At 66.6% G+C, this 24,137-nt stretch carries 23 protein-coding genes and 1 pseudogene; 12 read left to right on the plus strand and 12 right to left on the minus strand.

Going from position 1 to position 24,137, the window contains the following annotated elements:
- Nucleotides 1–67: 67 nt before the first annotated feature.
- From FAZ98_RS32450 to FAZ98_RS32460, 3 genes are all read right to left on the minus strand, one after another.
- Nucleotides 68–388 (minus strand): DUF4148 domain-containing protein, encoded by a 321-nt coding sequence (locus tag FAZ98_RS32450; protein ID WP_158957876.1) that lies wholly within the window; start codon nt 386–388, stop codon nt 68–70.
- A 246-nt stretch (nt 389–634) separates the two neighbouring features.
- Complete coding sequence (locus tag FAZ98_RS32455) at nt 635–1,204, minus strand: chromate transporter (RefSeq protein ID WP_158957878.1); 570 nt, start codon at nt 1,202–1,204, stop codon at nt 635–637.
- Complete coding sequence (locus FAZ98_RS32460; RefSeq protein WP_158957880.1) at nt 1,201–1,773, minus strand: chromate transporter; 573 nt, start codon at nt 1,771–1,773, stop codon at nt 1,201–1,203. Before FAZ98_RS32460 ends, FAZ98_RS32455 begins: the two co-directional genes overlap by 4 nt.
- A gap of 398 nt (nt 1,774–2,171) precedes the next feature.
- Between FAZ98_RS32460 and FAZ98_RS32465 the strand changes: the two genes are divergently transcribed.
- The 5 genes from FAZ98_RS32465 (at nt 2,172) to FAZ98_RS32485 (ending at nt 8,484) form a co-directional block, all read left to right on the plus strand.
- On the plus strand, nt 2,172–3,497 hold the full coding sequence (locus FAZ98_RS32465; RefSeq protein WP_233272963.1) for an MFS transporter: 1,326 nt from the start codon (nt 2,172–2,174) through the stop codon (nt 3,495–3,497).
- A gap of 282 nt (nt 3,498–3,779) precedes the next feature.
- Nucleotides 3,780–4,829 (plus strand): extracellular catalytic domain type 1 short-chain-length polyhydroxyalkanoate depolymerase, encoded by a 1,050-nt coding sequence (locus FAZ98_RS32470; protein WP_158957882.1) that lies wholly within the window; start codon nt 3,780–3,782, stop codon nt 4,827–4,829.
- 71 nt (nt 4,830–4,900) lie between these two features.
- Nucleotides 4,901–6,154: a DUF1479 domain-containing protein gene (locus FAZ98_RS32475; protein ID WP_158957884.1), complete on the plus strand. Its 1,254-nt coding sequence runs from the start codon at nt 4,901–4,903 to the stop codon at nt 6,152–6,154.
- 157 nt (nt 6,155–6,311) lie between these two features.
- Nucleotides 6,312–7,352, plus strand: a complete 1,041-nt coding sequence (locus FAZ98_RS32480) for a transporter (protein WP_158957886.1) — start codon at nt 6,312–6,314, stop codon at nt 7,350–7,352.
- Nucleotides 7,353–7,524: 172 nt separating this feature from the next.
- The gene (locus tag FAZ98_RS32485; RefSeq protein ID WP_158957888.1) at nt 7,525–8,484 is read left to right on the plus strand and encodes a sulfonate ABC transporter substrate-binding protein; all 960 of its coding nucleotides are present in this window, start codon (nt 7,525–7,527) and stop codon (nt 8,482–8,484) included.
- A 31-nt stretch (nt 8,485–8,515) separates the two neighbouring features.
- Here FAZ98_RS32485 and FAZ98_RS32490 read toward each other — a convergent pair whose 3' ends face one another.
- The 5 genes and pseudogenes from FAZ98_RS32490 to FAZ98_RS32510 all read right to left on the minus strand — a co-directional run bounded on the left by FAZ98_RS32490 (nt 8,516) and on the right by FAZ98_RS32510 (nt 14,983).
- Complete coding sequence (locus tag FAZ98_RS32490) at nt 8,516–9,460, minus strand: ABC transporter substrate-binding protein (protein WP_158957890.1); 945 nt, start codon at nt 9,458–9,460, stop codon at nt 8,516–8,518.
- A 108-nt stretch (nt 9,461–9,568) separates the two neighbouring features.
- Nucleotides 9,569–10,519, minus strand: a pseudogene (locus tag FAZ98_RS32495) (ABC transporter permease subunit); the annotation flags it as partial.
- A gap of 124 nt (nt 10,520–10,643) precedes the next feature.
- On the minus strand, nt 10,644–12,197 hold the full coding sequence (locus FAZ98_RS32500; protein WP_158957894.1) for a sugar ABC transporter ATP-binding protein: 1,554 nt from the start codon (nt 12,195–12,197) through the stop codon (nt 10,644–10,646).
- Entirely contained in the window at nt 12,184–13,434 is a 1,251-nt protein-coding gene (locus FAZ98_RS32505; protein ID WP_158957896.1) for an ROK family transcriptional regulator, read from the minus strand. The genes FAZ98_RS32500 and FAZ98_RS32505 overlap by 14 nt, the downstream gene beginning before the upstream one ends.
- Nucleotides 13,435–13,828: 394 nt before the next feature.
- Nucleotides 13,829–14,983: an MBL fold metallo-hydrolase gene (locus tag FAZ98_RS32510; protein ID WP_158957898.1), complete on the minus strand. Its 1,155-nt coding sequence runs from the start codon at nt 14,981–14,983 to the stop codon at nt 13,829–13,831.
- An 88-nt stretch (nt 14,984–15,071) separates the two neighbouring features.
- On the opposite strand from FAZ98_RS32510, the gene FAZ98_RS32515 reads away from it, so the two are divergent.
- From FAZ98_RS32515 to FAZ98_RS32535, 5 genes are all read left to right on the plus strand, one after another.
- The gene (locus FAZ98_RS32515; RefSeq protein WP_158957900.1) at nt 15,072–15,686 is read left to right on the plus strand and encodes a TetR/AcrR family transcriptional regulator; all 615 of its coding nucleotides are present in this window, start codon (nt 15,072–15,074) and stop codon (nt 15,684–15,686) included.
- A 165-nt stretch (nt 15,687–15,851) separates the two neighbouring features.
- Nucleotides 15,852–16,205 (plus strand): YciI family protein, encoded by a 354-nt coding sequence (locus FAZ98_RS32520; protein WP_158957902.1) that lies wholly within the window; start codon nt 15,852–15,854, stop codon nt 16,203–16,205.
- A gap of 177 nt (nt 16,206–16,382) precedes the next feature.
- On the plus strand, nt 16,383–16,805 hold the full coding sequence (locus FAZ98_RS32525; protein ID WP_158957904.1) for a YciI family protein: 423 nt from the start codon (nt 16,383–16,385) through the stop codon (nt 16,803–16,805).
- A 32-nt stretch (nt 16,806–16,837) separates the two neighbouring features.
- Nucleotides 16,838–17,257: a VOC family protein gene (locus FAZ98_RS32530; RefSeq protein ID WP_158957906.1), complete on the plus strand. Its 420-nt coding sequence runs from the start codon at nt 16,838–16,840 to the stop codon at nt 17,255–17,257.
- A complete protein-coding gene (locus tag FAZ98_RS32535) occupies nt 17,257–18,618 on the plus strand; it encodes an RNA polymerase sigma factor (protein WP_158957908.1) in 1,362 nt (453 codons plus the stop codon). Before FAZ98_RS32530 ends, FAZ98_RS32535 begins: the two co-directional genes overlap by 1 nt.
- 149 nt (nt 18,619–18,767) lie before the next feature.
- Here FAZ98_RS32535 and FAZ98_RS32540 read toward each other — a convergent pair whose 3' ends face one another.
- Complete coding sequence (locus FAZ98_RS32540) at nt 18,768–19,763, minus strand: hypothetical protein (protein WP_158957910.1); 996 nt, start codon at nt 19,761–19,763, stop codon at nt 18,768–18,770.
- A 254-nt stretch (nt 19,764–20,017) separates the two neighbouring features.
- On the opposite strand from FAZ98_RS32540, the gene FAZ98_RS32545 reads away from it, so the two are divergent.
- Nucleotides 20,018–21,088, plus strand: a complete 1,071-nt coding sequence (locus tag FAZ98_RS32545; RefSeq protein WP_158957912.1) for a hypothetical protein — start codon at nt 20,018–20,020, stop codon at nt 21,086–21,088.
- A 152-nt stretch (nt 21,089–21,240) separates the two neighbouring features.
- On the opposite strand, the gene FAZ98_RS32550 is transcribed toward FAZ98_RS32545, so the two are convergent.
- On the minus strand, nt 21,241–21,669 hold the full coding sequence (locus FAZ98_RS32550) for a PRC-barrel domain-containing protein (protein WP_158957914.1): 429 nt from the start codon (nt 21,667–21,669) through the stop codon (nt 21,241–21,243).
- Nucleotides 21,670–21,832: 163 nt separating this feature from the next.
- Between FAZ98_RS32550 and FAZ98_RS32555 the strand changes: the two genes are divergently transcribed.
- Nucleotides 21,833–22,378, plus strand: coding sequence for a GNAT family N-acetyltransferase (locus tag FAZ98_RS32555; protein ID WP_158957916.1), 546 nt, complete (start codon nt 21,833–21,835; stop codon nt 22,376–22,378).
- A 45-nt stretch (nt 22,379–22,423) separates the two neighbouring features.
- On the opposite strand, the gene solA is transcribed toward FAZ98_RS32555, so the two are convergent.
- Nucleotides 22,424–23,593, minus strand: a complete 1,170-nt coding sequence (gene solA, locus FAZ98_RS32560) for an N-methyl-L-tryptophan oxidase (RefSeq protein WP_158957918.1) — start codon at nt 23,591–23,593, stop codon at nt 22,424–22,426.
- Nucleotides 23,594–23,778: 185 nt separating this feature from the next.
- On the minus strand, nt 23,779–24,051 hold the full coding sequence (locus tag FAZ98_RS32565) for a hypothetical protein (protein ID WP_158957920.1): 273 nt from the start codon (nt 24,049–24,051) through the stop codon (nt 23,779–23,781).
- Nucleotides 24,052–24,137: the final 86 nt, after the last annotated feature.

Here is a 24,137-nt window from a genome sequence, read left to right on the forward strand (position 1 = left end):
CCAGTCGGCAAATGAAAAAGCCCCGCTCATGACGAGCGGGGCTTTTTGTCTTGCGCGAGTGATGGATTCAGCCGCCCGAATAGAGATTGCAGAAGCTCTGCGGTCCCACGCATTGCGACATGCGCGGCGCGCCCGCGTCGCTGCTGCCTTGCATCGCGGCGCCCATGGCGTCGGGCGGCGTGGCGGCCTTCGCGTGCGCGACTTGTTGCGCGAAAACCGGGCTCACGTCGGGGTACGAGGTATCGGTCACGAACTGCGAGCCGTTGGCTTCGGCCTCGATCAACTGCTGGCGCACTTCGGCACGCGTGAGTCCTTGTGCGGAAGCGCTGGCGGCGGCAAAGCAGGCGAGGGCAGCGAACGAAGCGATGAGCGTGTGACGAAGGTTCATTTCGAACTCCTGACTAAATCGATGGGATCCGCGACCGGTTTGTGTCCGGTCGCAACAACGTAGACTGCAATGGGTATACCCGCGCGCACCGCCTGCTATTCCCGCGTATTTGTAACGGCGCTTTCGGGATGTCTCGCGAGAGGCGATCGATGTTCGATATCGATCGGGTGCGAAGCGGCGCGCGAGTGCGTTGTGTACGGAAGGTGTGCGAGTGGCCTGAAGCTCGCCGTGTTCGGCTTTGCGTCGCTAGCCGAGCTGTACCTGAAGCCAGTGCGGCAGGGCGTTGCCGGCGAGGCTCGCGCCGAACAGCACGAGCGCGCCCACGAGCAGAAGCAGCAGCGGACTGATGCGCGTCTTCAGCAGCACGCACAGCGAGGCCACCGCGATGAGCTTTGCAGGCATGCCGCCGTTGAGCGTCTTGAGCAGCACCCAGCCCGCCGCGAGCATCATGCCGGCGGCGATGGGCCGCAGCCCGCGCTCGAGCGCGACTTGCCACGGCGCGCCTTGATAGCGGCCCCAGATGTGCGTGACGCCATAGATGAGAAAGCCGGTGGGCAGCAGCAGCGCGGCGGTGGCGACCACGGCGCCCCAGAAGCCCGCAACCTGCCAGCCGATCAGCGTGACGAGCAGCGAGCCGGGACCGGGCGCCATGCGCGAGATCGCGAAGTCGGCGGCGAACTGCGCATGCGTGAGCCAGGCATGCACTTCCACGACCTGGCGTTGAATTTCGGCAATGATCGCCTGGCCGCCGCCTATTGTCACGAGCGAGAGTGGCGCGAAGATAGCCGCGATCTGGCCGAGCAGGCGCAGGTTCATGGCTGACCTCGCCGGATCGAAACGTACTCGTAACCCACGCTGAAGCCGCCGCCGGCGAGCACGACCCAGACGAGCGGCCAGCGCAGCAGGCCGATGGCGACGAAGGTCGCCGCCATCAGCGCGAGCGGTACGAACCGGCGCCGTACGCGCCGCGCGGTGACCACGCCCATCGACAGCGAGAGGCCGGTGGCCGCCGCCGCCGCGCCCGCGATCAGCACCTGCGTGAGCGGATGCAGAATGAGCGCGCTCACCACGGTGCCGAGCACGATGATGAAGATCGCGGGCGGCACGAGAATGCCCGTGACCGCCACGGCCGCGCCGCGCCAGCCCAGCAGCCGGTGGCCGATCCAGATCGCCATGTTTTTGACGTTGATGCCCGGAAGCGCCTGCGAGAGCGCGAGGCCGTTGAGGAAATCCTCTTCGTCGATCCAGTTGCGATCCTGCACGAATTCGCGCAACAGCCAGCCGCTCAGGCCGCCACCGAAGCTCGTCAAACCGATGCGGGTGAAGATGAAAAAGAGACCGGAGAGGGTCGGGCCGGGCGTGGCGGTGCGTGCGGGTGCAGTCACGGGGAGAAACGCGGAGAGTGAGCGATGCCCGCCAACCTTTCTTTATGGCTTCAATGCGATTCGATTCGTCTTTCGAAGCGAAAGCGTTCGAAGTGAAGGCGGCGGCCGTCGCGGTACGGGGTGCGTCGCGCAGTATAGCGCTGGCGTTTCCTGCGTCACAGGATTGCCTTGGCGCGAGCGTGGCAATCTGTATGCGTCCCATTAATCGGATCGAACCGCATTGCTGGGCGATAAACAAATCAGATGGCCGTTCGCCGCGATCGGCATAGCGCCTGAAGGCTGGCCGTAATAGCATGATTCTTCCCGTCGAACGCCCGTTCCACGGGGCGAAACGGTGCGGGGCGCCGGCAGAAAGGAGCGGCGCATCTCGCATTGAGAAAGGCCGGAGGAGAAGAAGCATGTTCAAGTGGTACACCGAGTTGACCAAGGCCGAAAAGCGCACGTATTGGGCGTGTTTCAGCGGCTGGGGACTCGATGCGATGGATACCCAGATGTACGCGCTCGCGATTCCCACGTTGATCGCGCTTTGGGGCATGACGCGCGGCGAAGCCGGCATCCTGGGCACGACCGTGCTCATCATGGCGTCGCTCGGCGGCTGGATCGCCGGGATCCTCGCGGATCGTTACGGCCGCGTTCGCGTGCTGCAAATCACCATTCTGTGGTTCTCGGCGTTCACGCTGCTGTCCGCCTTCACGAATTCGTTCGGTCAACTGATGGTCACGCGGGGCCTGCAAGGTCTCGGCTTCGGCGGCGAGTGGGCCGTGGGCGCGGTGCTCATCAGCGAAACGATCCGCCCGCAGGTGCGCGGCCGGGCCGTGGGCTCGCTGCAAGCGGGCTGGGCGATCGGCTATGGCGTGGCCGTGCTGCTCTCCACGCTGCTGTTCAGCTCGCTCGAACCGGCAATGGCGTGGCGCGTGCTGTTCGCGATCGGCTTGCTGCCGACGCTGCTCGTGCTGTGGATTCGCCGCAGCATCGAGGAGCCGCCCCTGTTCGCGCAAATCCGCAAACAGCACGCGGAAGACCGCCCGAGCATCTGGGCCGTGTTCGACAAGCCCACGCGCGGCACGACGCTCAAGGCGATCCTGCTCACCTTCGGCATCTATGGCGGCAACTACACGATGATCACGTGGCTGCCCGCGTATCTGAAGATGGCGCTGCATCTGTCGATCGCGAACGTGGGCGGCTATCTCGCCATCAACATTCTCGGCTCGTTCGCGGGCGCGTTCCTCAACGGCTGGATGGCCGACCGTTTCGGCCGCCGCAAGACCTTCGTGGTGATCGCGGTCCTCCAGGCGATCGCCGTGGCCACGTACACGCTCGCGCCCATCACGCTGCCCGTCACGCTCGTGCTCGGCTTCGTGCTCGGCACGCTGCAATCGGGTACGGCCGCGGGCACGGGCGCCTATATCGCCGAACTGTTCCCCACGCGCATTCGTGCTTCGGCGCAAGGCTTGTGCGGCAACGCGGGCCGTGCGATCGGCGCGATCATGCCGACGATGGTGGGCGTGCTCAGCGCGAAGCTCGATCTGGGCGCGGCCATGGGCCTCTGCGCGTGCATCTCGTACCTGCTCGTGGTGACGGCGGCGCTGCTGCTGCCCGAAACGCGCGGCCGCGATCTCTCGCACGTGGCGCAGGACGGCTCGGCAAGCCCCGATGCGCCCCAGGCGCAGACCGGCGCGACCGCTCAGGTGCAGGAAGCGCGCTCGCCCAGCGACGTGCGTTGAGCACCGATAACCGGTACAGAAGCAACGGCGCCTCGGCGCCGTTTTTTATTTTGGTGCACCTGCATCGCTTCGAGGCGGGTTTCGCGCAAGCCGCGATGTCAAGCGCGTGAGATTGACATCGTGTGCGACGCAAATCGGCCGCAGACTGCATACGACGCGGGGCCACATCGGCGTGACATGACATCACGCGAGCGCACTGCCGCGCAGAACGCGGCGCACGGCGAGGGCCGCTATGATGGCCGGGCTTGCCTCGCATGCCGAAGCGCTTCTCCCACCCCGCCCATGCCCAGAAAAAAGACCAGCCTCTGGTTCAAAGGCCTCGAGTTGCTCGCGCGCGCGAGCCTCGCGCCGCCGAAGAAAAAGACCGCGGCGCGCAAGCCGGCGGCACGCAAGGCCGCCGCGAAAGCGCCGTCGGTGCGCAGCCCAGCCGCGAGCGCCACGGGCAAATGGCTGCGCTCGTATCACTCCGCGCCGCCGCTCGCGGGGCACCTCGTCAATCATCTGGCCTATGCGCTGTACGTTCCCGCCTCGCTGGCATCGCAAGCGGGCGCGCCGCTCGTGGTGATGCTGCACGGTTGCAAGCAAACCGCCGAATCGTTCGCGGCGGGCACGCGCATCTGCCGGCTCGCGGAGCGCGCGGGGTTCGCGGTCCTGCTGCCCGAACAGGCCAAGACGGCTCACGCGCAGCGCTGCTGGCATTGGCATGGCGAGGTCGAACACACCGAGGCGCCGGCGGTGGCCTCGCTGGTCGAGGCGATGGTGGCGCAGCACGGCTTCGACGCCTCGCGCGTCTATCTCGCGGGTATTTCGGCGGGCGCGGGGCTCGCTTCGGTGCTGGCGATGCGGCATGCGCCCCTGTTCGCGGCCGTGGGCCTGCATTCGGGGCCGGTGTTCGGTGCGGCCACGTCCACCATGAGCGCGATGCACGTGATGCGGCGAGGCACGCGCGACGATCCGGTGCAGCTTGTCGACGAGGCGGTGGACGTGGCCGCGTATCCGGGCATGCCCGCGATGATCGTGCACGGCGAGTTCGACGCCGTGGTCGACAAGCGCAACGCCACGCAACTCGCCACGGAGTTCGCGCGCGTGAATCGTCTGATCGATGCGCAAGGCGAATTGCGCGTGGGCGAAACGCGTTCGTATCGCCGCGACGACACCGATTACACCGACTGGCTCAGGGCCGGCCGGCTCGTGGTGCGCCTGTGCATCGTACGTGGGCTCGGTCACGCATGGAGCGGCGGCGACGCGCGCGAGGCGTTTCATTCGGGCAAAGGCCCCGAAGCCACCTCCCTGCTGTGGCAGTTTTTCCGGCGGCAGCAGCGCGCGGGTTGATCCACCGCTATCCCTCCGTTGCCGTGGCGCTGCTACTCTACGTCTCAGCCCAAAACAAAACGGAGACAGCCATGGCCGCGCTTCAGATCGACGATCTTCCCGCCGCGATCCGGCACGCCAAGCGCACGCTGCGTGCGCAATTGCCCAACTACCAGGCCGTATTCGAGGACATCGCGCAAGCCGTGAGCGAGGAGGCGCGCCGCATTGCCGCGCTGCGCGACGCGGGCGAGGCCGTGATTCCCGAGATCGATTTCGCCGATATCGCCGCGCAGCGCGTGAGCGCGGAAGCCATCGCCCAGGTCAAGGCACGCGGCGCCTGCGTGATTCGCGGCGTGTTCGCGCCCGAAGTCGCCGCGCGCTGGGACGACGAGATCGCCGGGTACGTCACCCGCAACGACCTCGACGCGCGCCTCGCCCATCGCGCGGAAGACCGCTATTTCGGGCAATTGCAGTCGAGCAAGCCGCAGATCTACGGCGTGTACTGGTCGCGCCCGCAAGTGCTCGCACGCGAGTCCGCCGAACTCACGGCGGCGCGCGTGTTTCTCAACCGGCTCTGGCGCCACGAGAGCGAAGGGCGCGTGCATTTCGATCCCGAGGTGGTGCCGGTTTACGCCGACCGCCTGCGCCGCCGCCCGCCGGGATCGGCTTCGCTCGGGCTTTCGGCGCATTGCGACGGCGGCTCGGTCGAGCGCTGGATCGACGACAATTTCCGCCGCGTCTACCGCCACGTGTTCGCGGGCGACTGGCGCCGCTACGATCCGTTCGACGCCGCGTTCCGGCCCGACGTCAACGAAATCCCTTCTCCGGCCGTGTGCTCGATGTTCCGCACCTTCCAGGGCTGGACCGCGCTCACGCCGCAAGGTCCCGGCGACGGCACGCTGCAACTCGTGCCCATCGCCAACGCCATGGCGTACATCCTGTTGCGCGCGTTGCAGGACGACGTGGCCGAAGACGACCTGTGCGGCGCGATGCCGGGCCGCGCGCTCTCCATCCGGCCGGAATGGCACGCGCCGCTGTTCGAGGCGCTCACGTCGATCCCGCAGATGCAGGCCGGCGACACGGTGTTCTGGCACAGCGACGTGATCCACGCCGTGGAGGACGAGCATCGCGGTGCGGGCTACAGCAACGTGATGTATATCGCCTCCGCGCCCGGCTGTGCCAAAAACGACGCCTATCTGCAACGCCAGTTGCCGAGTTTCCTGGAAGGGCGCAGCCCGCCCGATTTTCCCGCCGATCACTTCGAAGTGGATTTCGCGGGGCGCGGCGGTGAGCGCGATCTGACGCCGCTCGGCCGCAGCCAGATCGGCTTGCCGCGCGAACCTTGAGCGAAGTCGGGCCGTGCCTCGGCCCGGTTAGCACATGGCGATGACCCACGCGTGTCGCCGCCGCGAGCGCGCGTGAGGCGCGCGCGGTAATACGGCGCGCTTGCGCCCGAAAGCGCCCGTGTGGCATGCTGTGCGCCGATCCAACCGGCCATTGAACATGGATTTCGCTCCGTCCATCGCAGCCTACGGCGCCGACCTCACGGGCCTGATTTGCGGTTTTCGCTTCACGCCGGGCCAGCCCGGCGAACCTGTCACGTGTGACGACGTGCGCGACGCGCTGCGGCGTACCCGCACGCCTGCGGCGGCCGCCGAAGACGACAACGCCTTCTACTGGCTGCATTTCAATCTCGCGCATGCAGCCGCGCAGCCCTGGCTGCGCACGCAACTCGATCTGCCCGACGCGTTCTTCGAAATGCTCGTGGAAGGCTCGCACTCCACGCGCATCGAGCAGCAGGAGGGCGCGCTGCTGGCCGTCGTCAACGACGTGATGTTCGATTTCGAACTCACGCCTTCGCAGATCGCCACGCTCTGGTCGTACACGCACGAACGTATCCTCGTGACGGCGCGCCTGAAGCCGCTGCGCTCGATCGACCGTTTGCGCGGCTACGTGCGCAACGGCGAAACGTTCCGCTCGCCGGCCGAGTTGCTGGTTCACCTGATGCGCGATCAGGCCGACCTGATGGTGGAAATCGTGCGCCGCTCCAGCGTGGACGTCGACCGCGCCGAAGACGCGTTCCTTGCCTCGCGCCGCCCGAAGAGCCGCCACGATCTCGCGGCCATGCGGCGCATTCTCGTGCGTCTGCAACGCATGCTCGCGCCCGAGCCCGGTTCCGTGTTCCGCTTGCTCGCGCGGCCGCCGCGCTGGCTGCAGGCGCCCGACATGCAGGATCTGCGCGAGGCGACCGAAGAGTTCTCGCTGGTGCTCGGCGACATGGCGGGCCTCGTCGAACGCATCAAGCTGTTGCAGGAAGAGATCGCCGCGCGGCTCGAAGAGCAGAACAACCGCACGCTCTTCACGCTCACGCTCGTGACCGTGCTGGCGCTGCCGATCAATATCGTCGCGGGTTTCTTCGGCATGAACGTGGGCGGCATTCCGCTCGCGGAAAATCGCCACGGCTTCTGGCTCATGGTGCTGGTCGTCGCCACCTTCACCGCGCTGCTGGGCTGGTGGGTGTTCCGCAATCGCGGCGACCGCTGATCACGGCGTATCACCGTAGACGTCCGCATCGGGTGCGGCGGCGAAGGATATTCTCGCCGCCGTGATTTGCTTAGCGCGATTCATCGTTTCTGCGATTGCGTCGATACCGGTAGCATCGGTCGTTCGATGGCGGCGCCGTTCAGGCGCGCCGACAATAACGGAACGCACCACGATGACTCGCGCTACTCACACCCGCCGCCAATTTCTCGCCACGCTGGGCGCCACGCTCGCCAGCGCCGCCGTGCCCAAACTCGCGTTCGCGAAGTATCAGCCGGATCAATTTCGTATTGGCTATCAGAAGGCCGCGAGCACGCTCGTGCTGCTGAAGGCCAACGGCACGCTCGAACAACGTCTCGCGCCGCAAGGCATCAAGGTTTCGTGGACGGAATTTCCCGCCGGCCCGCAATTGCTCGAAGGCCTGAACGTGGGCGCGATCGACTTCGGCTACGTGGGCGAAGCGCCGCCCGTGTTCGCGCAGGCCGCGGGCGCCGATTTCGTCTACACGGCCTATGAATTGCCGACGCCGCACGCCGAGGGCGTGGTGGTCGCCAAAAACTCGCCGATCCGCACGGTCGCCGAACTGAAGGGCAAGAAGGTGGGCTTCAATCGCGGCTCGGACGTGCACTGGTTCATCGTCGCGCTGCTGCAAAAGAACGGCTTGTCGATCACCGACATCCAGCCCGTGTATCTCGCGCCCGCCGACGCGCGCGCCGCGCTGCAAAGCGGCGCCATCGACGCATGGGCGATCTGGGACCCGTTCCTCGCGGCCGTGGAAGCGCAGGACGGCGCGCGCCTCGTGGCCGACGCGAGCGGCGTGGCGAGCCATCATCAATTCTTCCTGAGCCAGCGCGAATTCGCGGAAAAGCGCAAGGACGCGCTCGCGATCGCGCTCGACGAACTCGGCAAGACGGGGCAGTGGGTGCGCGCGAACACGGCGGCCGCGGCCACGAAACTGGCTCCCATCCAGGGGCTGGACGCCGCGACGATCGAGAGCGGCCTCAAGCACTATGCGCACGAGTACCGCCCCATCGACGCGGCCGTGATCGCGCAGCAGCAGAAGATCGCGGATACGTTCTACGACCTCAAGATCATTCCGCGCCGCGTGGTCACGAAGGACGCCGTGCTCGCGTAAGCACGGCGTTTCAAGGTCCGCCGCGCGTTGCTCAGTGCGGCGACGACCAGCCCTTGTAGCTGCCCACGTTGTCGCGCGTGACGAGTTGCGGCGTCATCTGGATCAGCGGATTCGCGGGCTTCTTGCCGTTCATGATCTCGTAGCCCACCTGCACGGCCGTTTGCGCCATCTTCCACGGGTCCTGGCTCGCCGAGGCCTGCACGAGCGTGTCGCTCTTGAGCGCCGTTTCGATATCGGGCGCGCCGTCCACGGACGTAATCACGATATTGGGGCGATGCAGTTGCTTCGCCGCGAGATCCGTGCCGATCGCCTGCGGGTCGTTGATGGTGAACACGCCGTCGAGTTTCGGGAAGCGCGTGAGGTAGCCCTGCATGGTGTTCATGCCGCCTTCGCGCGAACCCTTGCCGTCCTGGTCGTCGGAGAGAATCTTGATGTTCGGCGACTTGGCGAGCGTCTGTTTGCAGCCGTTCACGCGATCGATCACGGCGGAGACCTGCGGACCGTTTTCGATGATCACGTTACCCTTGCCGTTGAGCTTCTTCGCGAGGAATTCGCACGAGATCGCGCCCGCTTTCACGTTGTCGGTCTGCACGGTGGCGTCGGCGCCGGCCGCGCTCACGTCCACGGCCATCACCACGATGCCGGCCGCCTGCGCCTTTTTCACGGCGGGCAGGATCGCCTTCGGGTCGGTGGCGTTCAGCAGGATCATGTCGACGTGCGCCGAGATGAAGTTGTCGATCTGCGTGAATTGTTTGTTGAGATCGTAGTCGGCGGAAACGGCCGTGACCTTCGCGGCCGGGTTGATCTGCTTCGCCTTCGCCTCGGCGCCTTGCACGATCGTCACGAAGTAAGGATTCCCAAGCGAACCCACGGTAATGCCGATCGACTTGAGCTGCTTGTCGGCGGCATGCGCGCCTTGCAGGGCGAAGCCAAAGGTGAGTGCGGCAGCGGCGAGAACGGCTTTCTTCTTGAACATGAGGTTGTCTCCTGAGATTTCACTGCTTGGCGAGCGCGGCGAACGGCCCGCGCCCGGTGTGTGATGCCGTTGCGAAAAGTGTTTGTTTAAAGCGGTTTTTGCACAAAATCAGGTGCGAGCCGAACCGCGCTGGCGATAGCGGTCGAGGGCCACGGCGCCCACGATCACGAGCCCCTTGATGATGTACTGCCAGATGTCCGAGACGCCGAGCAGCACGAGGCCGTTCGTGAGCACGGCAATGATGAGCGCGCCGATCAGCGTGCCGACGATCGAACCCACGCCGCCCACGAAACTCGTGCCGCCCAGAATCACGGCCGCGATGGCGTCCAGCTCGTATGACTGGCCCAGTTGCAAACCATTGGCCGCATAGAGCCGCGCCGCCGACATCACCGCGCCCAGGCCCGCGAGCAGACCCGAAATCGCGTAGACGAACATTTCGATGCCCCAGACCTTGATGCCCGAGAGGCGCGCCGCTTCCGGGTTGCCGCCCACGGAATAGATGCGCAGACCCAGGACCGTCCGGCGCAGCACGAACCACGACGCGGCCACCACCACGAGCGCGATGATCACGAGCCAGGGAATGCCGAGCACGGTGCCGTTGCCGATGAACGCGAACGGCAGTTGCGGATTGAAGATGGTGGTGTCGTGACCCATCAGGCGTGCCACGCCGCGCACGGCCGTGAGCGAACCGAGCGTGACGATGAACGGCGGCAGGCGCAGGAGCGAGATCAGCGCGCCGTTGAGCACGCCGAAGCCGAGGCCCACGAAAAGCGCGAAGGGCACGCCCAGCCAGCCCCAGTGCGGAATGTTGGAGCCGATCATCGCGGCCATGGCGGCCGCCGCGAGCACCGAGCCCACCGAAAGGTCGATGCCACCCGTGAGAATCACGAAGGTCATGCCCGCCGCGAGCACGATGTTGATCGACGCCTGCTGCGTGACGATCGAAAGATTCTCGAGCGTGAAGAAGCCGTCGGTGAGAAAGCCGAAGCCAATGCACAGCAGCACCAGCACGGGCAGCATGCCCGCCGTGCGGATCAAGGACTTCATGCGCGCGCGATGACCGTCGAGCGCGTGGCCACCGGGTGTTTGCTTCGATTGCGAGGACGACGCCGCTACGCCGTGGCGCGGAAGAATGCTTTTCATGACGGACTCCTGATGAATACTGAAGCGTAGGCGGTAAAGGTCAGGCGGCTTCGTCGAGCGCGCCTTGCGAGCCCGTGGCCAGTTCGATGATGGCTTCCTGCGTGATCGGTTTGCCGGTGTAACCGCCCAGTTCGCCTGCGAACACGCCTTCGCGCATCACGAGCACCCGGTCGGCCACGCCGATGATCTCGGGCAGTTCGCTCGAAATCACAATGATCCCCACGCCGGTTTTGGCGAGGTCGTTGATGATGCGGTAGATCTCCGACTTCGCGCCGATATCCACGCCGCGCGTGGGCTCGTCGAGAATCAGCACGCGCGGGGCCGTTTCCAGCAGGCGCGAAAGCAGCACTTTCTGCTGGTTGCCGCCCGAGAGCGCGCCCACGTTCACGCGCGGGCTGGGCACGCGGATCGTCAGCGAGCGGATCGCTTCCTTCGCGCGCTCGCCGCCGCGCGCGAGGTCGAGCACGCCGAAGCGCGCGTCGCGTCCGGCCACGGCCACGTTGATGTTGTCGCGCACGCTCATGTCGAGAAAGAGGCCCTGATGCTTGCGGTCCTCGGTGAGATAGACGAGGCCCGCGTTGATCGCGTCGCGCGGCGTGTGCACGTGCAGCGTTTTGCCGTCGATGGCGATCTCGCCGCGCACGCGCGGTTCCGCGCCGAAGATCAGGCGCGCGAGTTCCGTGCGGCCCGCGCCCACGAGGCCCGCGATGCCGAGCACCTCGCCCGCGTGCAGGTCGAGGCTGCAGCCGCGCACGCGCTTGTCGTCGGCCACGTCGCGCACGGTGAGCACCGCTTTGCCCGGATCGTAGGGCGCGTGCGCTTTCTTGTAGAAGCCCGAAATATCGCGGCCGACCATCATGCTCACGAGGCTGTCGGCGTTGAGCGCGTCGCGCATCAGCGTGCCCACGTAGCTGCCGTCGCGCAGCACCGAAACGCGGTCGGACAGTTCGTAGACCTCGGCCATGCGATGGCTGATGTAGATAATCGCGAGCCCTTCGTCGCGCAGTTGATTGATGAGCTTGAAGAGCCGCTCGGTCTCGCGCGAGGAGAGCGGCGTGGTGGGTTCGTCCATCACCAGAATGCGCGCCTGCGTGTGCACGGCGCGCGCGATTTCCACGAGCTGGCGTTCGGCAATGGACAGCGCGCCCACCGGCGTGGTTGGCCCGAAGCTCGCACCGAGGCGCGTCAGCACGTCTTCGCAGCCGCGCTCCATCGCCCGGCGGTCGACGGTGCCGAAGCGGCCGCCGCCCTTGCGCAGTTCGCGGCCCGCGTAGATATTTTCGGCCACCGTGAGATTGGGCGCGAGGCTCAACTCCTGGTAGATCACGGCCACGCCCAGTTCGCGCGCGGCGAGCGGGCCGTCGATCACGACCGTCTTGCCTTCGATGAGAATCTGGCCGCCCGGGTCGGCCTGGTAGGCGCCGGAGAGAATCTTCATCAGCGTGGACTTGCCCGCGCCGTTCTCGCCCATCAGCGAATGCACTTCGCCGGGATGGACCGTGAGGCTCACGTTGTCGAGCGCGCGCACGCCCGGAAACGTCTTGCTGATGCCGCGCATTTCGAGCAGCGGCGGCGTGGTTTCAGAGCGCGGCATGACTCACCTCCTGGTTTTGCGCGCCGGCGCCCATCAAGATGCCGGCGCGGGGCGAAAAGTTGAAGAACATCGGCAGCGTGGCCGCGCCGAGCGCGCCGGCGTCGGGGCCGAAGGTGCCGCGCACTAGCGCGGGCGTGCCGCGTGCTTCGGGCGCCGTGGCCGCGACCGCCACGCGCAGGCGTTCCATGAGCGTGTCGATCAGGCCCGCGTCCACGTCGGCGTCGAGCACCACGGCCGGCACGTCGAGCACGCAGAGCGCGGAGCGCAGCGCGGGCGCGAGCGCGTCGATACAGTCGTCGAGCCATTCGCGCACGGCCGGATGATCGCGCGCGATGCAGGCTTCGAGGTCGGCGCGACTGTCGACGGTTTCGCCGCTGTATTGCAGGTGGCGGCGCAGCGCGATCAGCGAGGCGCGCGAGAGCAGGATGTCCCACTGGCCGTCGGGACGGTGCGCCGAGGGCAGACGGCTGGGCGGCACGGGCATCACGGCGAAGTCGCCCGCGTTGCCGGTGAGGCCGCGCACACAGTCGCCGTCGATGGCGATGCCGCCGCCGATAGCGGCGCCCAGAAAGAGGTAGAGGAAGTCGTCGCGCTGACGTCCGCAGCCGTAGAAGATTTCGGCGATGGCGGCGGCGTTGCCGTCGTTCTCGCTGAACACGGGCAGGCCGGTCGCGCGGCCGAGTTCGCCCGCGAAATCGACGTCGTTCCAGACGCGGAAGACTTCCGGCGCGAGGCCCAGTTCGCGCAGCCAGCTGCCGAGGTTGTACGGTTGCGCCACGCCGATGCCCGCGAGGCGGCTGCGTTCGTGGTTGGTCAGCATGCCTAACAGATCGCGGATGTCGCCTTGCACGAGGTCCTGGGCGACGGCAGGTTGCGGCAGGAGAATGTCGTGGGTGCGGCGGCCGATCATGCGGCCCGCGAAGTCGACGAGCACGGTTTCGATGTTGGTCCGGTCGAGCCGCACGCCGATGGCGAACGCGCCGCGCGGGGCGAGCCGCAGGAGCGAGGCGGGCTGGCCGCGCTGACCGTCGAGCCGCCGGCCGGTCACTTCGATGAGGCCGTTGGCGGTGAGCGACGTGATGATGCTGCCGACCGCGGTGCTCGTGAGATTCGCGAGGCGTGCGAGATCGGCCTTCGAGGCTTCGCCGGCGCGCCGTAGCGCTTGCAGCAGCAGGCGTTCGTTGAAGCGGCGGACGTTGGCCGAATTGCTGCCTTGCCCGACATGCGGACTTCTCACGTGTCTCCTCCTGTCGATCCGGAGTTAGCGCTTCAGCGCTTACTCCGGTCCCACGCAGAGCGGTCGATCCGGAGTTAGCGCTTCAGCGCTTACTCCGATTCCATGCAAAGCGAATTCGAGGGCGCCGGCGTAAGAAGCAAGAAAGCTTCGTCGTCGACTAAATAAATCAAGTTGATTTATTTAATGCCACGGCGAGAGGCTTGTCAGCCTGGGGAAATCCCCTTGACCACATGGAAAGCGGTTTGCTTAACGGCTAAGCGATCGGGAAAAGCAGCGAACCGGCGCAGAAGACGTGCCCACACGCGCGGCAGGCGCCGGGCGTGTGGGACGAGAGAAAGGATAGGAGAGGGAGCTTACGAACGGCTGCTAACGACGGCGCGTGAGCGGCGGGAACTTACGATTGCGACGACGAAGCGCGCGCCTCCCGGCAAGCAAACCAGCGTCGCGCGCCGCGCGGCGTATCCGTCGCGGCGGCGGTTTGCGCCGTTTCGCGCCACCAGCGCTCGCCGCGATGCGGCGCGGCCAGATCGAGCCGTTCGCCCATGCGTGGCGTGGAGAGCGCGACGCCGCGCGCGAGCGCCAGCCCCGTCACGCGCTCGAACGGGTCCTGCCAGCGGTGCATGGCGAGATCGAAGGTGCCATTGTGGATCGGCACGAGCCAGTTGCCGCGCAGGTCGATGTGGGCCTGCACCGTTTCCTCGGGCTGCATATGCACATACGGCCATTGCGGGTCGTAGGCGCCGGTCTCGACGAAGGTCGCATCGAACGGCCCGAGACGTTCGCCGATGGTGCGAAAGCCGTCGAAATAACCGGTATCGCCGCTAAAAAACACGCGCAAGTCCTGATCGACGATCACCCACGACGCCCACAGCGTACTGTTGCCGTCGAACAGGCTGCGTCCCGAGAAATGCTGCGCGGGCGTGGCCGTGAATTCGAGTCCGCCGACGCTCGCACTCTGCCACCAGTCGAGCTGGCGAACCTTGGCGCTGCTGATACCCCATTCGATGAGACGGTCGCCCACGCCGAGCGGCGTGAGGAACAGGGCCGTGGTGTCGGCGAGTGCGAGCACGGTTTCATGGTCGAGATGGTCGTAGTGGTCGTGCGAGAGGATCACGCCCGCGAGCGGCGGCAGGTCGGCGAGCGCAATGGGCGGCGCGTGAAAGCGCTTGGGGCCGACGCTGCGAAACGGCGAGGCGCGCTCGCCGAACACCGGGTCGGTGAGCCAGAACGCGCCGCGCAGCTTGAACAGCAGCGTGGAATGGCCGAGCCGGAACACGCTACGGTCGGGGGCGGCTTCGAGGTCGGCGCGCGTGAGCGTGTGCAAGACCAGCGGCGCGGCCGGCACCGTGCCGCCCGGCTTGTGGAAAATCATGTTCCACATGATTTTCAGCGTCTTGCCGATGCCTTCCACCGGGCGCGGGCGCGCGTTGCGAAAGCGCTCGCCGTCGTGTTGCGGCGAGGTGTGCGACAGCGCGCGGCCGCGGCGGGCGGCGGTCACGCCCAGGCGGCGTTGCAGCGAATCGGTCAGCGAGCCAAAAAGCGAAGTCATCAGAATCGCCTGTCAGGAATTGATTAAGTAGACTACACAGTGTAGTTTATTCGAGAGAAAAGTAAACCGTCTGGTGTAAAATTTGACGATGGAGACTATCGCCATCCCTCAACGCCTGACCGACCGCAAACGCGCGGCCATCGTCGCGGCGGCCATCGACGAATTCCTTGCCGCGGGCTTCGACGCCACGAGCATGGACCGCATTGCCGCGCGCGCGAGCGTCTCGAAGCGCACGGTCTACAACCACTTCGAGAGCAAGGAAGCGCTGTTCGCGGAAATCCTGCGGCAGCTCTGGGACGCGAGCGCCGACGGCGAATCGCCCGCGTATCGCGCCGACACGCCGCTGCGCGCGCAACTCGTCGGGTTGCTTATGCGCAAGCTGCGCCTCATGAACGGCGAGGCGTTCCTGTCGCTCGCGCGCGTGGCCATCGCAGCCGGCATTCATTCGCCCGAACGCGCGCGCGACATGGTCGCGCGTATCGGCGAGCGCGAGGAAGACCTCACGGTCTGGGTGCGCGAGGCCGCCGCCGACGGCCGCCTGAAGACCGCCGAGCCCGCTTTCGCGGCGCAGCAACTGCATGGTCTCGTGAAGGCGTTCGCGTTCTGGCCGCAGGTCACGATGGGCCAGCCGCCGCTCAGCGCGGAACAGCAGGTGCAGGTCGCCGAGTCGTCGGCCGATCTGTTTCTCGCCCGCTACGCCTGATCTTCGTCGGGGCTTCGTCGGGGCTTCGTCGGGGCTTCGGGTCGCGCGCGATTCGTCACTAAAGCGGCGTGCTTCTCGTCTAGACTCCTTGCTTGCGCCGGGCGCGCCTTAGCCGCGTTTCCGCCGCGTTTGCGTGCCTCTCAAGCCATCGACAAGGAGATCGTCATGCCCTACATGCTGCTCATCGCCGAGCCGCGCGGCCAGCGCGCCACGCGTGCGCAACCCGAAGGCGAAGCGCTCTACGCGAGCATGGTCGCGTTCGCGCGCGAACTCGCGGAGCAGGGCACGCTGATCGAGGCGCACGCGCTCACTTCCGACGACAACGTCACCCGCGTGCAGGTGCGCGACGGGCGCACGAGCGTGGTGGATGGGCCGTTCTCCGAGGCGAAGGAAATGATCGGCGGCTTCTTTCTCGTCGATTGCGCTTCGCGCGACGAAGCGCTCGCGATCGCCAAACGCTGTCCCGCCGCGCAATGGGCGAGCGTGGACGTGCGCGAAACCGGGCCGTGTTTTCGCTGATGGCACGAGCGGCGCTCGCCCACGCCGCGTTCGCTCAGGACTTTCCCTGGTTCGCATCGAAAATCGCAAAAAAATTCAGGCAGGCTGTCGATTCGCACCGGGCTCGCGCGTCGTATCGATGAACGCGTGGAAACACCGCGCGGCTTTGCGTTCAAGACGCCAATCCAGGAGAACACAATGCGATTCATCATCATGGTGCGAGCCAATGCGGCCAGCGAATCGGGCGAGATGCTGCCCGACGAGGCCTTGTTCGCCGAAATGGCCGCCTACCACGAGGCGCTGACGAAAGCGGGCGTGCTGCTCGATGCGTCCGGCCTGCAACCCAGTTCGCGCGGGTTCCGCGTGCGTTACCACGACGGCAAGCCGACGATCGTGGACGGGCCGTTCGCCGAGACCAAAGAGCTGATCGCCGGCTATACGCTCATTCAGGTGCGCTCGCGCGACGAGGCGATCGAATGGGCGCGCCGCTTTCCCGCGCCGTTCGGCCGCGAGATGGACGGCGAGATCGAAGTGCGCCAGCTTTACGAACTCGAAGATTTCCCGCCCTCGGAATCGATCGAACGGTTCCGCAAGCTCGAAAGCGAGCGCAACGCGTCCTGACATCCCCTGCCATCGCAACTGGAGAACACCTCATGCACAAGCATCTCTTCATCAATCTGGGCGTGGCCGACCTGAAGCGTTCGATGGACTTCTTCGGCAAGCTCGGTTTCACCTTCGAGCCGAAATTCACCAACGACATGGCGGCCTGCATGGTGCTCGGCGAGAACATCTTCGCGATGCTGCTCACGCACGACTTCATGCGCGGCTTCACCGATAAGCCGCTCGCGAACGCGCACGAAACCACCGAGGTGCTCACCTGCCTCTCGTGCGAGTCGCGCGCGGAGGTCGACGGGCTGGTCGAGAAGGCGCTCGCGGCGGGCGGCACCTCGAAGCGCCCGCCGATCGATTGCGACGACCGGATGTACGGCCGCAGTTTCGAAGATCCCGACGGTCACATCTGGGAGCTGATGTACATGTCGCCGGAAGCGGTCGAAAAGGGCGCGCACGGTTGATGGCCGGTTCCCGCGCGCCCGATGTCGAACCCGACGCGAAGCAGGCGGCGGCGCGCCGTGCGGTGGAAGCCGTGTGGCGCATCGAATCCGCGAAGGTGATCGCGCATGCCGCGCGCGTGGTGCGCGACGTGGGCGTGGCCGAGGATGTCGCGCAGGACGCGTTCGTGGCCGCGCTGGAAAGCTGGCCCGCGAGCGGCATACCCGAGAATCCCGGAGCGTGGCTCATGACCGCCGCGAAACATCGCGCGCTCGACCGGTTGCGGCGCGCGGCCACGCAAGGCCGCGCGCACGACGCCTTGGGCGCCGATCTCGAAGCGCTGGAGGCGCATTTCGCGCCCGATTTCGTCGAGGCACTGGACGCCGCGCGCGAGGACGAGATCGGCGACGATCTGCTGCGTCTCGTATTCGTCGCGTGTCACCCGGTGCTGGCGAAGGAAGCGCGCGTCGCGCTCACGTTGCGCCTGCTCGGCGGCCTCACCACGGCGGAAATCGCGCGTGCGTTTCTCGTGCCGGAGCCGACCATCGCGCAGCGCATCGTGCGCGCGAAACGCACGCTCGCGGCCGCGAAAGTTCCGTTCGAAGTTCCGCGTCACGCCGACCTCGCGCCGCGTCTCGCCTCGGTGTGCGAATCGATCTATCTGATCTTCAACGAAGGCTACGCCGCGACGGCGGGCGCGGACTGGATGCGTCCCACGCTTTGCGAGGAAGCGCTGCGGTTGGGCCGCATGCTCGCGGAACTCGTGCCCGGCGAGGCAGAAGTGCAGGGTCTCGTCGCGTTGATGGAATTACAGGCGTCGCGGCTGCGGGCGCGCGTGGACCGCGAAGGCCGCGCGGTCCTGCTCGCCGACCAGGACCGCGGCCGCTGGGACGCGCTGCTGATTCGTCGCGGGCTGGCGGCGCTCGAACGGGCCGCGTCGTGCCCGGGCGCGCCGGGGCCTTATGCGTTGCAGGCGGCACTCGCCGCCTGTCATGCGCGCGCGCCGAGCACCGAAGCCACCGACTGGCCGCGCATCGTGTCGATCTACGACGCGTTGCTCGCGCTCGATGCCTCGCCGGTCGTGCGGCTCAATCGCGCCGTGGCCGTGAGCATGGCGCACGGGCCGCAGGCGGCGCTCGATGTCGTCGACGCGCTGGGCGCGGAGCCCGCGCTGCGCCGGTATCCGTGGCTCCCGGCCGTACGCGGCGACCTGCTCGCGAAGCTCTCGCGTCACACGGAGGCCTGCATGGAGTTCGAGCGCGCCGCCGAACTCACGCAGAACGCGCGCGACCGCGAGGTGTTGCTCGCGCGCGCGGCCGATTCGAGGCAGGCCGCAGAGCCGGCTGAAAAGCCAGCCAAGAAGCCAGCCGCGACAAGCGATTGAGCGAACCGGCGCGCCTTACCGCATCAATGCCAAAGCAGCGCGATCAGAATGATGATGGGAATGGGCACGCCAAGCAGATAGAGCAGGATCGATTGCATGATGAGTCTCCGGTTGAGTCGCGTCAGTGAAATGCTTCGGGATGCAGAGGATCAGAATTCGCGCATCCGGCCGCCGATCGTTGCCATGAAGCTAGCCGAGAACGCACCGATCAACAGCGAGACGAATAACCACAACGTGGCGTGTATCGTCACGCGGCGCGCCTCGTCGGCGGCGGCGCGCGCAGCGGTGTCGAGCGCGTTGACCTTGTCGACCAGACGCGTCCACGTGGTCGTGACACGCGCTTGCGCATCGGCGGGTGTGAGACCCGTTTGACGCGCGACGATCTGCGACACGTAAGCCGTGTCTTCCGGCGAGAGCGCGCCGCGAGCGGGCAAGCTGTTCAGGAAGATGCGCGCGATTTCCTGCTTCTCGGCGATAGTCGCGATGGTGGCGTCGGCGTGATCGCCGCTGGTCGCCATGGTGTTCGCCGTCGCCGGCGGGGCGGCGGCCACATTCGCGCTCGCCGGGGCGCTTGCCACCGGCCTCAGCAATCCGTCGATCATGTAGCCGAGCGGCCATATTTGATACGCCGCCTGCGCGTTGCCACGGTCGAGTGCGCCATTGAGCGCGACCATGCGCGCCTCGGTCTGGCTGGCCACACTCGCCGCGCTGCGCGCGATGCCCGACACCGCCGATGTCAGCAGCAGGGCGGTCACGATCGTCGCCACGCACCATGCGAGAAAGCCGTGCACGGTGTCGCGAAAATGCGTTTCCTCCGTGCCGATGCGCGGCCAGTGCCGCCGCATGCGCCCCGCGAGGTAGCCGCCCAGACCGCCCGCCATGATCTGCGTGACGATCACCCAGATCACCACGGCGCCGCCGAAGGTCTTGGCATGCACGCCGCTCGACTGCCACGGCGAGATCGACGTGAGGCCGAGCCCGGTGCCGAGCGTCAGCAAGATAAGCGAGAACGCGGCCATGGCGAACGCGCCAGCGAGTATCGCGCCCCAGGAAACGGCCTCGCGCTCGAGTCCGAACGGCGTCGTGAGCGCCGCGGCGGGGACGGGCGTCGGGACCCCCGTGGTCAATCTATCCGTTTGATCCATGACTCCTCCTCGATGCGGGACTGGGCGATGTTGAGCTTCGGTGCCGGGGTGTCAGGCGATGCCATGACGCAGTCGCCGTGTCGCAGAAAACGTGCCGCGATCGGGCGGTATCGGCGTGTTCATGCAAAACGCAACGCGCGCGAAAGCACCCGGGCCTCGCAGTGCCTCGAATGCGCAAAGCCAGGCGCCATCGACGAAATCGGGGTATGAAGCTTGCTCCCTGTCCGGCCGAACCCATTCGACAACGGACTCTCATGATTTCGAAAACCACGGTTCTCGCGGCGGTGTCTTCAGCATTGCTGGGCACGGCCTGCGTCCACGTTGGTCCAACGCGTCTGCGCGCCGATCAGGTCGATTACGCACGCGCCCTTGGCGATGCGAAAAAGCGTGAAATTCTTGCCGCCATCGTGGGCCTGCGATACGGCGACTCGCCCGCCTTCCTTACGGTCAGCTCGATCATCGCGGCTTATCAGTTCGATTCTTCGCTCGGCGCGACCGGCAATCTCGGCACCGGTTCGCAGCCGAATTACGCGCTCGCCACCGGCACCGTGTCGTACTCGAATCACCCGACATTCACGTTCACGCCCACCACGGGCGAGGCGTTCGCCTCCGCGTATATCCGCCCGCTCGCGCCCGAACTCGTGCTGCCGCTCGCCGAGGGCGGCATTCCCGTGGACTTGCTGTTGCGGATCACGGCGCAGTCGATCGGCGGTTTGCAAAACGGCAGTGCGCTGGGCGGCGAGGACAGCGCGGGCGCGCCCGGTTTCTTCCAGCTTCTGCAGGCGTTGCGCCGCCTGCAACTGGCGGGCGAGCTGAACGTGGAATCGCGTACCGAGGACGGCCACAACAACGTGTATCTGGCGCTAGGCGCGGCGAACAGCGCGCAGTCGCCGGACGTGTCGGCCGATCTCGCGCATGTGCGCCAGTTGCTGCATCTCACGGGCAATACGCGCACGTATCAGGTCGTGTACGGGCCGTCCGCGCAGGGCGGCGATCGCATTCCGATGGTCACGCGCTCGGTGCTGGGCATCCTCACGAATATCGGCGCGCAGGTGCAGGTGCCCGCCGATCAGGTCGCGAGCGGTTCGACCAAGGCCACGGTGGGATTGATCGGCGGCGAGACGCGGCCCATCATCATCGTGCACGAGGGCGAAAAGACCGACCCGCGCGCCTATGTGGCGATCGATTACGAAGGCACGGCGTACTGGGTCGCGCGCAACGACTTCGACTCGAAATACGCGTTCACCGTGTTGCAAAATCTGATGGCGCTGGCCGAATCCGATACCACGGCGAAGGCGCCCGTGGTGACGATACCCGCGAACTGAGCGGCTAAGCGGCTAAGCGACTAAGCGGCTAAGCGCAGGCGAGGCGCCATCGGCACGACGTTTCGCGCACGCAAAAAAGGCGCTGGACAGGCCAGCGCCTCGTTGCCGCCCATATCAACCGCGCGGCTTGATGCACGATTCAGCGGCACGATTCAGTGCAGGTCGCGCCAATACGGCTCCTGGCCATAGTATTCGTGAAGCTGCGTGCCCCACGTTTGATCGGCCATGGTGGGCCAATGGTCCTTGTCGAAGCCCGGGTCGTCCTTGATGCGTTGCGCGGCGATGTCGACGCGGAAGCATTTTTCGGCCGTGTCGAGCGTCAGCGCGCCCCACGGAATCGCGTGCAGCTTGTCGCCAATGCCGAGGAAACCGCCCTCGGACAGCACGGCATAGGCCACGCGGCCCGTGCGTACGTCGAGCATGATGTCGGAGATTTTGCCGACGTGTTCGCCATCCGACGTGTAGACCTTGTTGCCGTCGAGCGTGTCGGCGGCCATGATTTCCGGGCCCGGACCTTCGCCGACACCACCGCCGACAATACGTGCACCGCCCGAATTCGCTTGGGGATCCAGCATGCTCATGATGTGCTCCTCTCAGGGTTGAGGCATGGGCTCTAGCGCATCGCCTGTGCCCGCGAAAGCGCGCGCCGGCCAGGCGCGCGGGTATCGAATGCGGGTATCCGCTTTGCTGATTCGCCGGTTCACTGGTTTGCTAATCAGACAATCCGCGCATCGGGAGGAACACATGAATCAGTCATCCATGGCCATTGTCGTGCGGCGTGAAGATCCCGATAGCGACGACGCGCGCTTGCTGCTCGACGAACTCGGCGCGCTGCTCGCGCTGCGTCATGGTGACAGCGGCCAGGCCGGATTCGATCCCGAGGATTTCCGGTCGACGCGCGGCGGCTTCATCATTGCGCGCACGCTCCACGGCGAACCCGTGGGCTGCGGCGGATTCCGGCGCTTTTCGTATGAAACCGTGGAGATCCGGCGCCTGTACCGGCGCCCGGAAATGTCGGGCGTGGGTTCGGCCGTGCTGGAGAGTATCGAAGACGCGGCGCGCGAAACGGGGTATCGGCGCATCGTGCTGCGCGTGTGGGCCAGCGACATTCGCGCGATCGACTTCATCTTGCGCCACGGTTATTCGTCGATCGAAAAGTTCGGCGGCAAGACCGCGAACGGCGAAGGCGCGCTGTGCTTCGGCAAGCGGCTGGTGGAAACGCCGGAAGCGCCGGAAGGACCGCAGCCGAAGCGCAAAGGTCGCCGCGGCGCGACCGACCGGAAAGATTGATTGGGAATCCTGATCGATGGATCGCGAGCGGTGGTGACGTGCCGCTTACGGTGCGCCCGGCGCGAATCGCGCGCGCGAAAACATTGACAGATCGATGCGGCTCTCGCCTTGCGTGACGCGCTCGGCGAGCGCCTCGCCGACCGCGCTCGCGAACTTGAAACCGTGCCCGGAAAAACCGGTCGCGACGTGAACGTTGGGCCGCCCCGGCGCGCGGTCGATGATGAAGTGCTCGTCGGGCGTCATGTCGTATTCGCACGCGCGGCCCATGCGCAGCGCGCCCGCATCGGGCAGATACCGCGCCAGAAAGCGCTGGAGATCGGCGAGGTCGCCGGGTTCGTCGCCGAACGACGCGAGCGGTGCCTCCACCGCGACGGGTTCGCCGCCGTCGTGGCGCCCCACCTTGAGACCGCTGCCGTCCAGATCGGGAAAACCGTAATAGGTGCCATGTGCGGTGGCGACCGCGAAGCCGGGAAAGCGCTCGGGCAAAAACACGCCTCCGGGCGCTTCGAACCACGCGAAGGTCTTGCGCACGCGTGCCACCGGTAACGCGCAATCGAGCGCGGCAAGCAGCGGTTGCGTCGCCTTGCCGGCGCAGACGATCAACGCGCGCGCGGCGAAGGTCTCGCCGCGCGCCGTGACCGCTTCGACCTGTTCCGCCCCATGCCACTGGAGGCGCGCGACGCGCGTGTGGGTGCGCAGCGTCGCGCCGTGCGCCAGCGCCAGTTCGCGGTAGGCCCGGATGGCGCGCTCGCAATAGAGCACACCGCCGTTGGGTTCGAAATTGACGATGTGCTGCGCGCCAAGGCGCCACGCGGGCCAGCGCGCGCTCGCTTGCGTGCCGTCGAGCGTCTCGAGCGGCAGGCCGTGGCGCGCGGCGCTCAGTTGCACCTGGCCGAGAAACGCGTCGCCGGGCGAACCGATATTGACGATGCCGGTGCGCGCGAAGATCGTGGTTCGCGCGTCGCGTTCGAGCGCTTCCCAGAGGGTTTGCGCGCGCAGCGCGAGCGGCACGTAGGCCGCGCCTTCACCATAGGCGTGGCGTATCAGCCGCGTGGCGCCGTGATGCGCGCCCTGGTCGTGCGGCGGGTCGCCCGCGTCGACGAGCAACACCCGTTGGCCCGCGCGTGCGAGATGGTAGCCGGCCGCCATGCCCATCGAACCGGCGCCGACGATGAGCGTGTCGAAACCGCGATTGTCGCCGTGTAAATCCTGCATGCGTGCCCTCTGTCGTGCGCTCAGTCCGCTTCGTCTGACCCGGTGTCATGACGCGATGGCCCAACGGCAAACGCCGCCCGGTGCGGAGCGGCGTTTGCCATTGGGGGCGGATATTGTCGGCGCTACCCGCGGCGCTGTCGAGCGCGCGGCGGCCGTGAGCTTGCCGCAGGCCGGCTACGCGAGCCTCAGGCGCGCGGCAGGTTCAGCACGATCTCGCGTTCGAGCCGGTCGAGCAAACCCAGCAGACGTTTGCGCTGCGTCGCGACGAGGTCGTACGTGTCGGAAAGGGTGCGCAGACGTTTGCGCCAGTAATCGGAGTCGAAACCGACATCCACCGCGCTGGCCATGTTGTGCGTCAGGTACTGCACCATGCGCTCGACGTGGTCGAGTTGGGTATCCGCCAGCGACGCGGGTAGCAAGCCCGCGGTTTTTGCTCCCGCTTTGATGATGGTCTGCATTGTTGTTCTCTTTTTTTGTTTCTCTCAGGTCGCCCACGGCCCCGTGGTGCGATTCGGTTGTCCCGCCTCCCTGCGCGCGAACTGCC

Source organism: Paraburkholderia acidisoli (genome assembly GCF_009789675.1).
In the GTDB taxonomy this organism is placed as follows: Bacteria; Pseudomonadota; Gammaproteobacteria; order Burkholderiales; family Burkholderiaceae; genus Paraburkholderia; species Paraburkholderia acidisoli.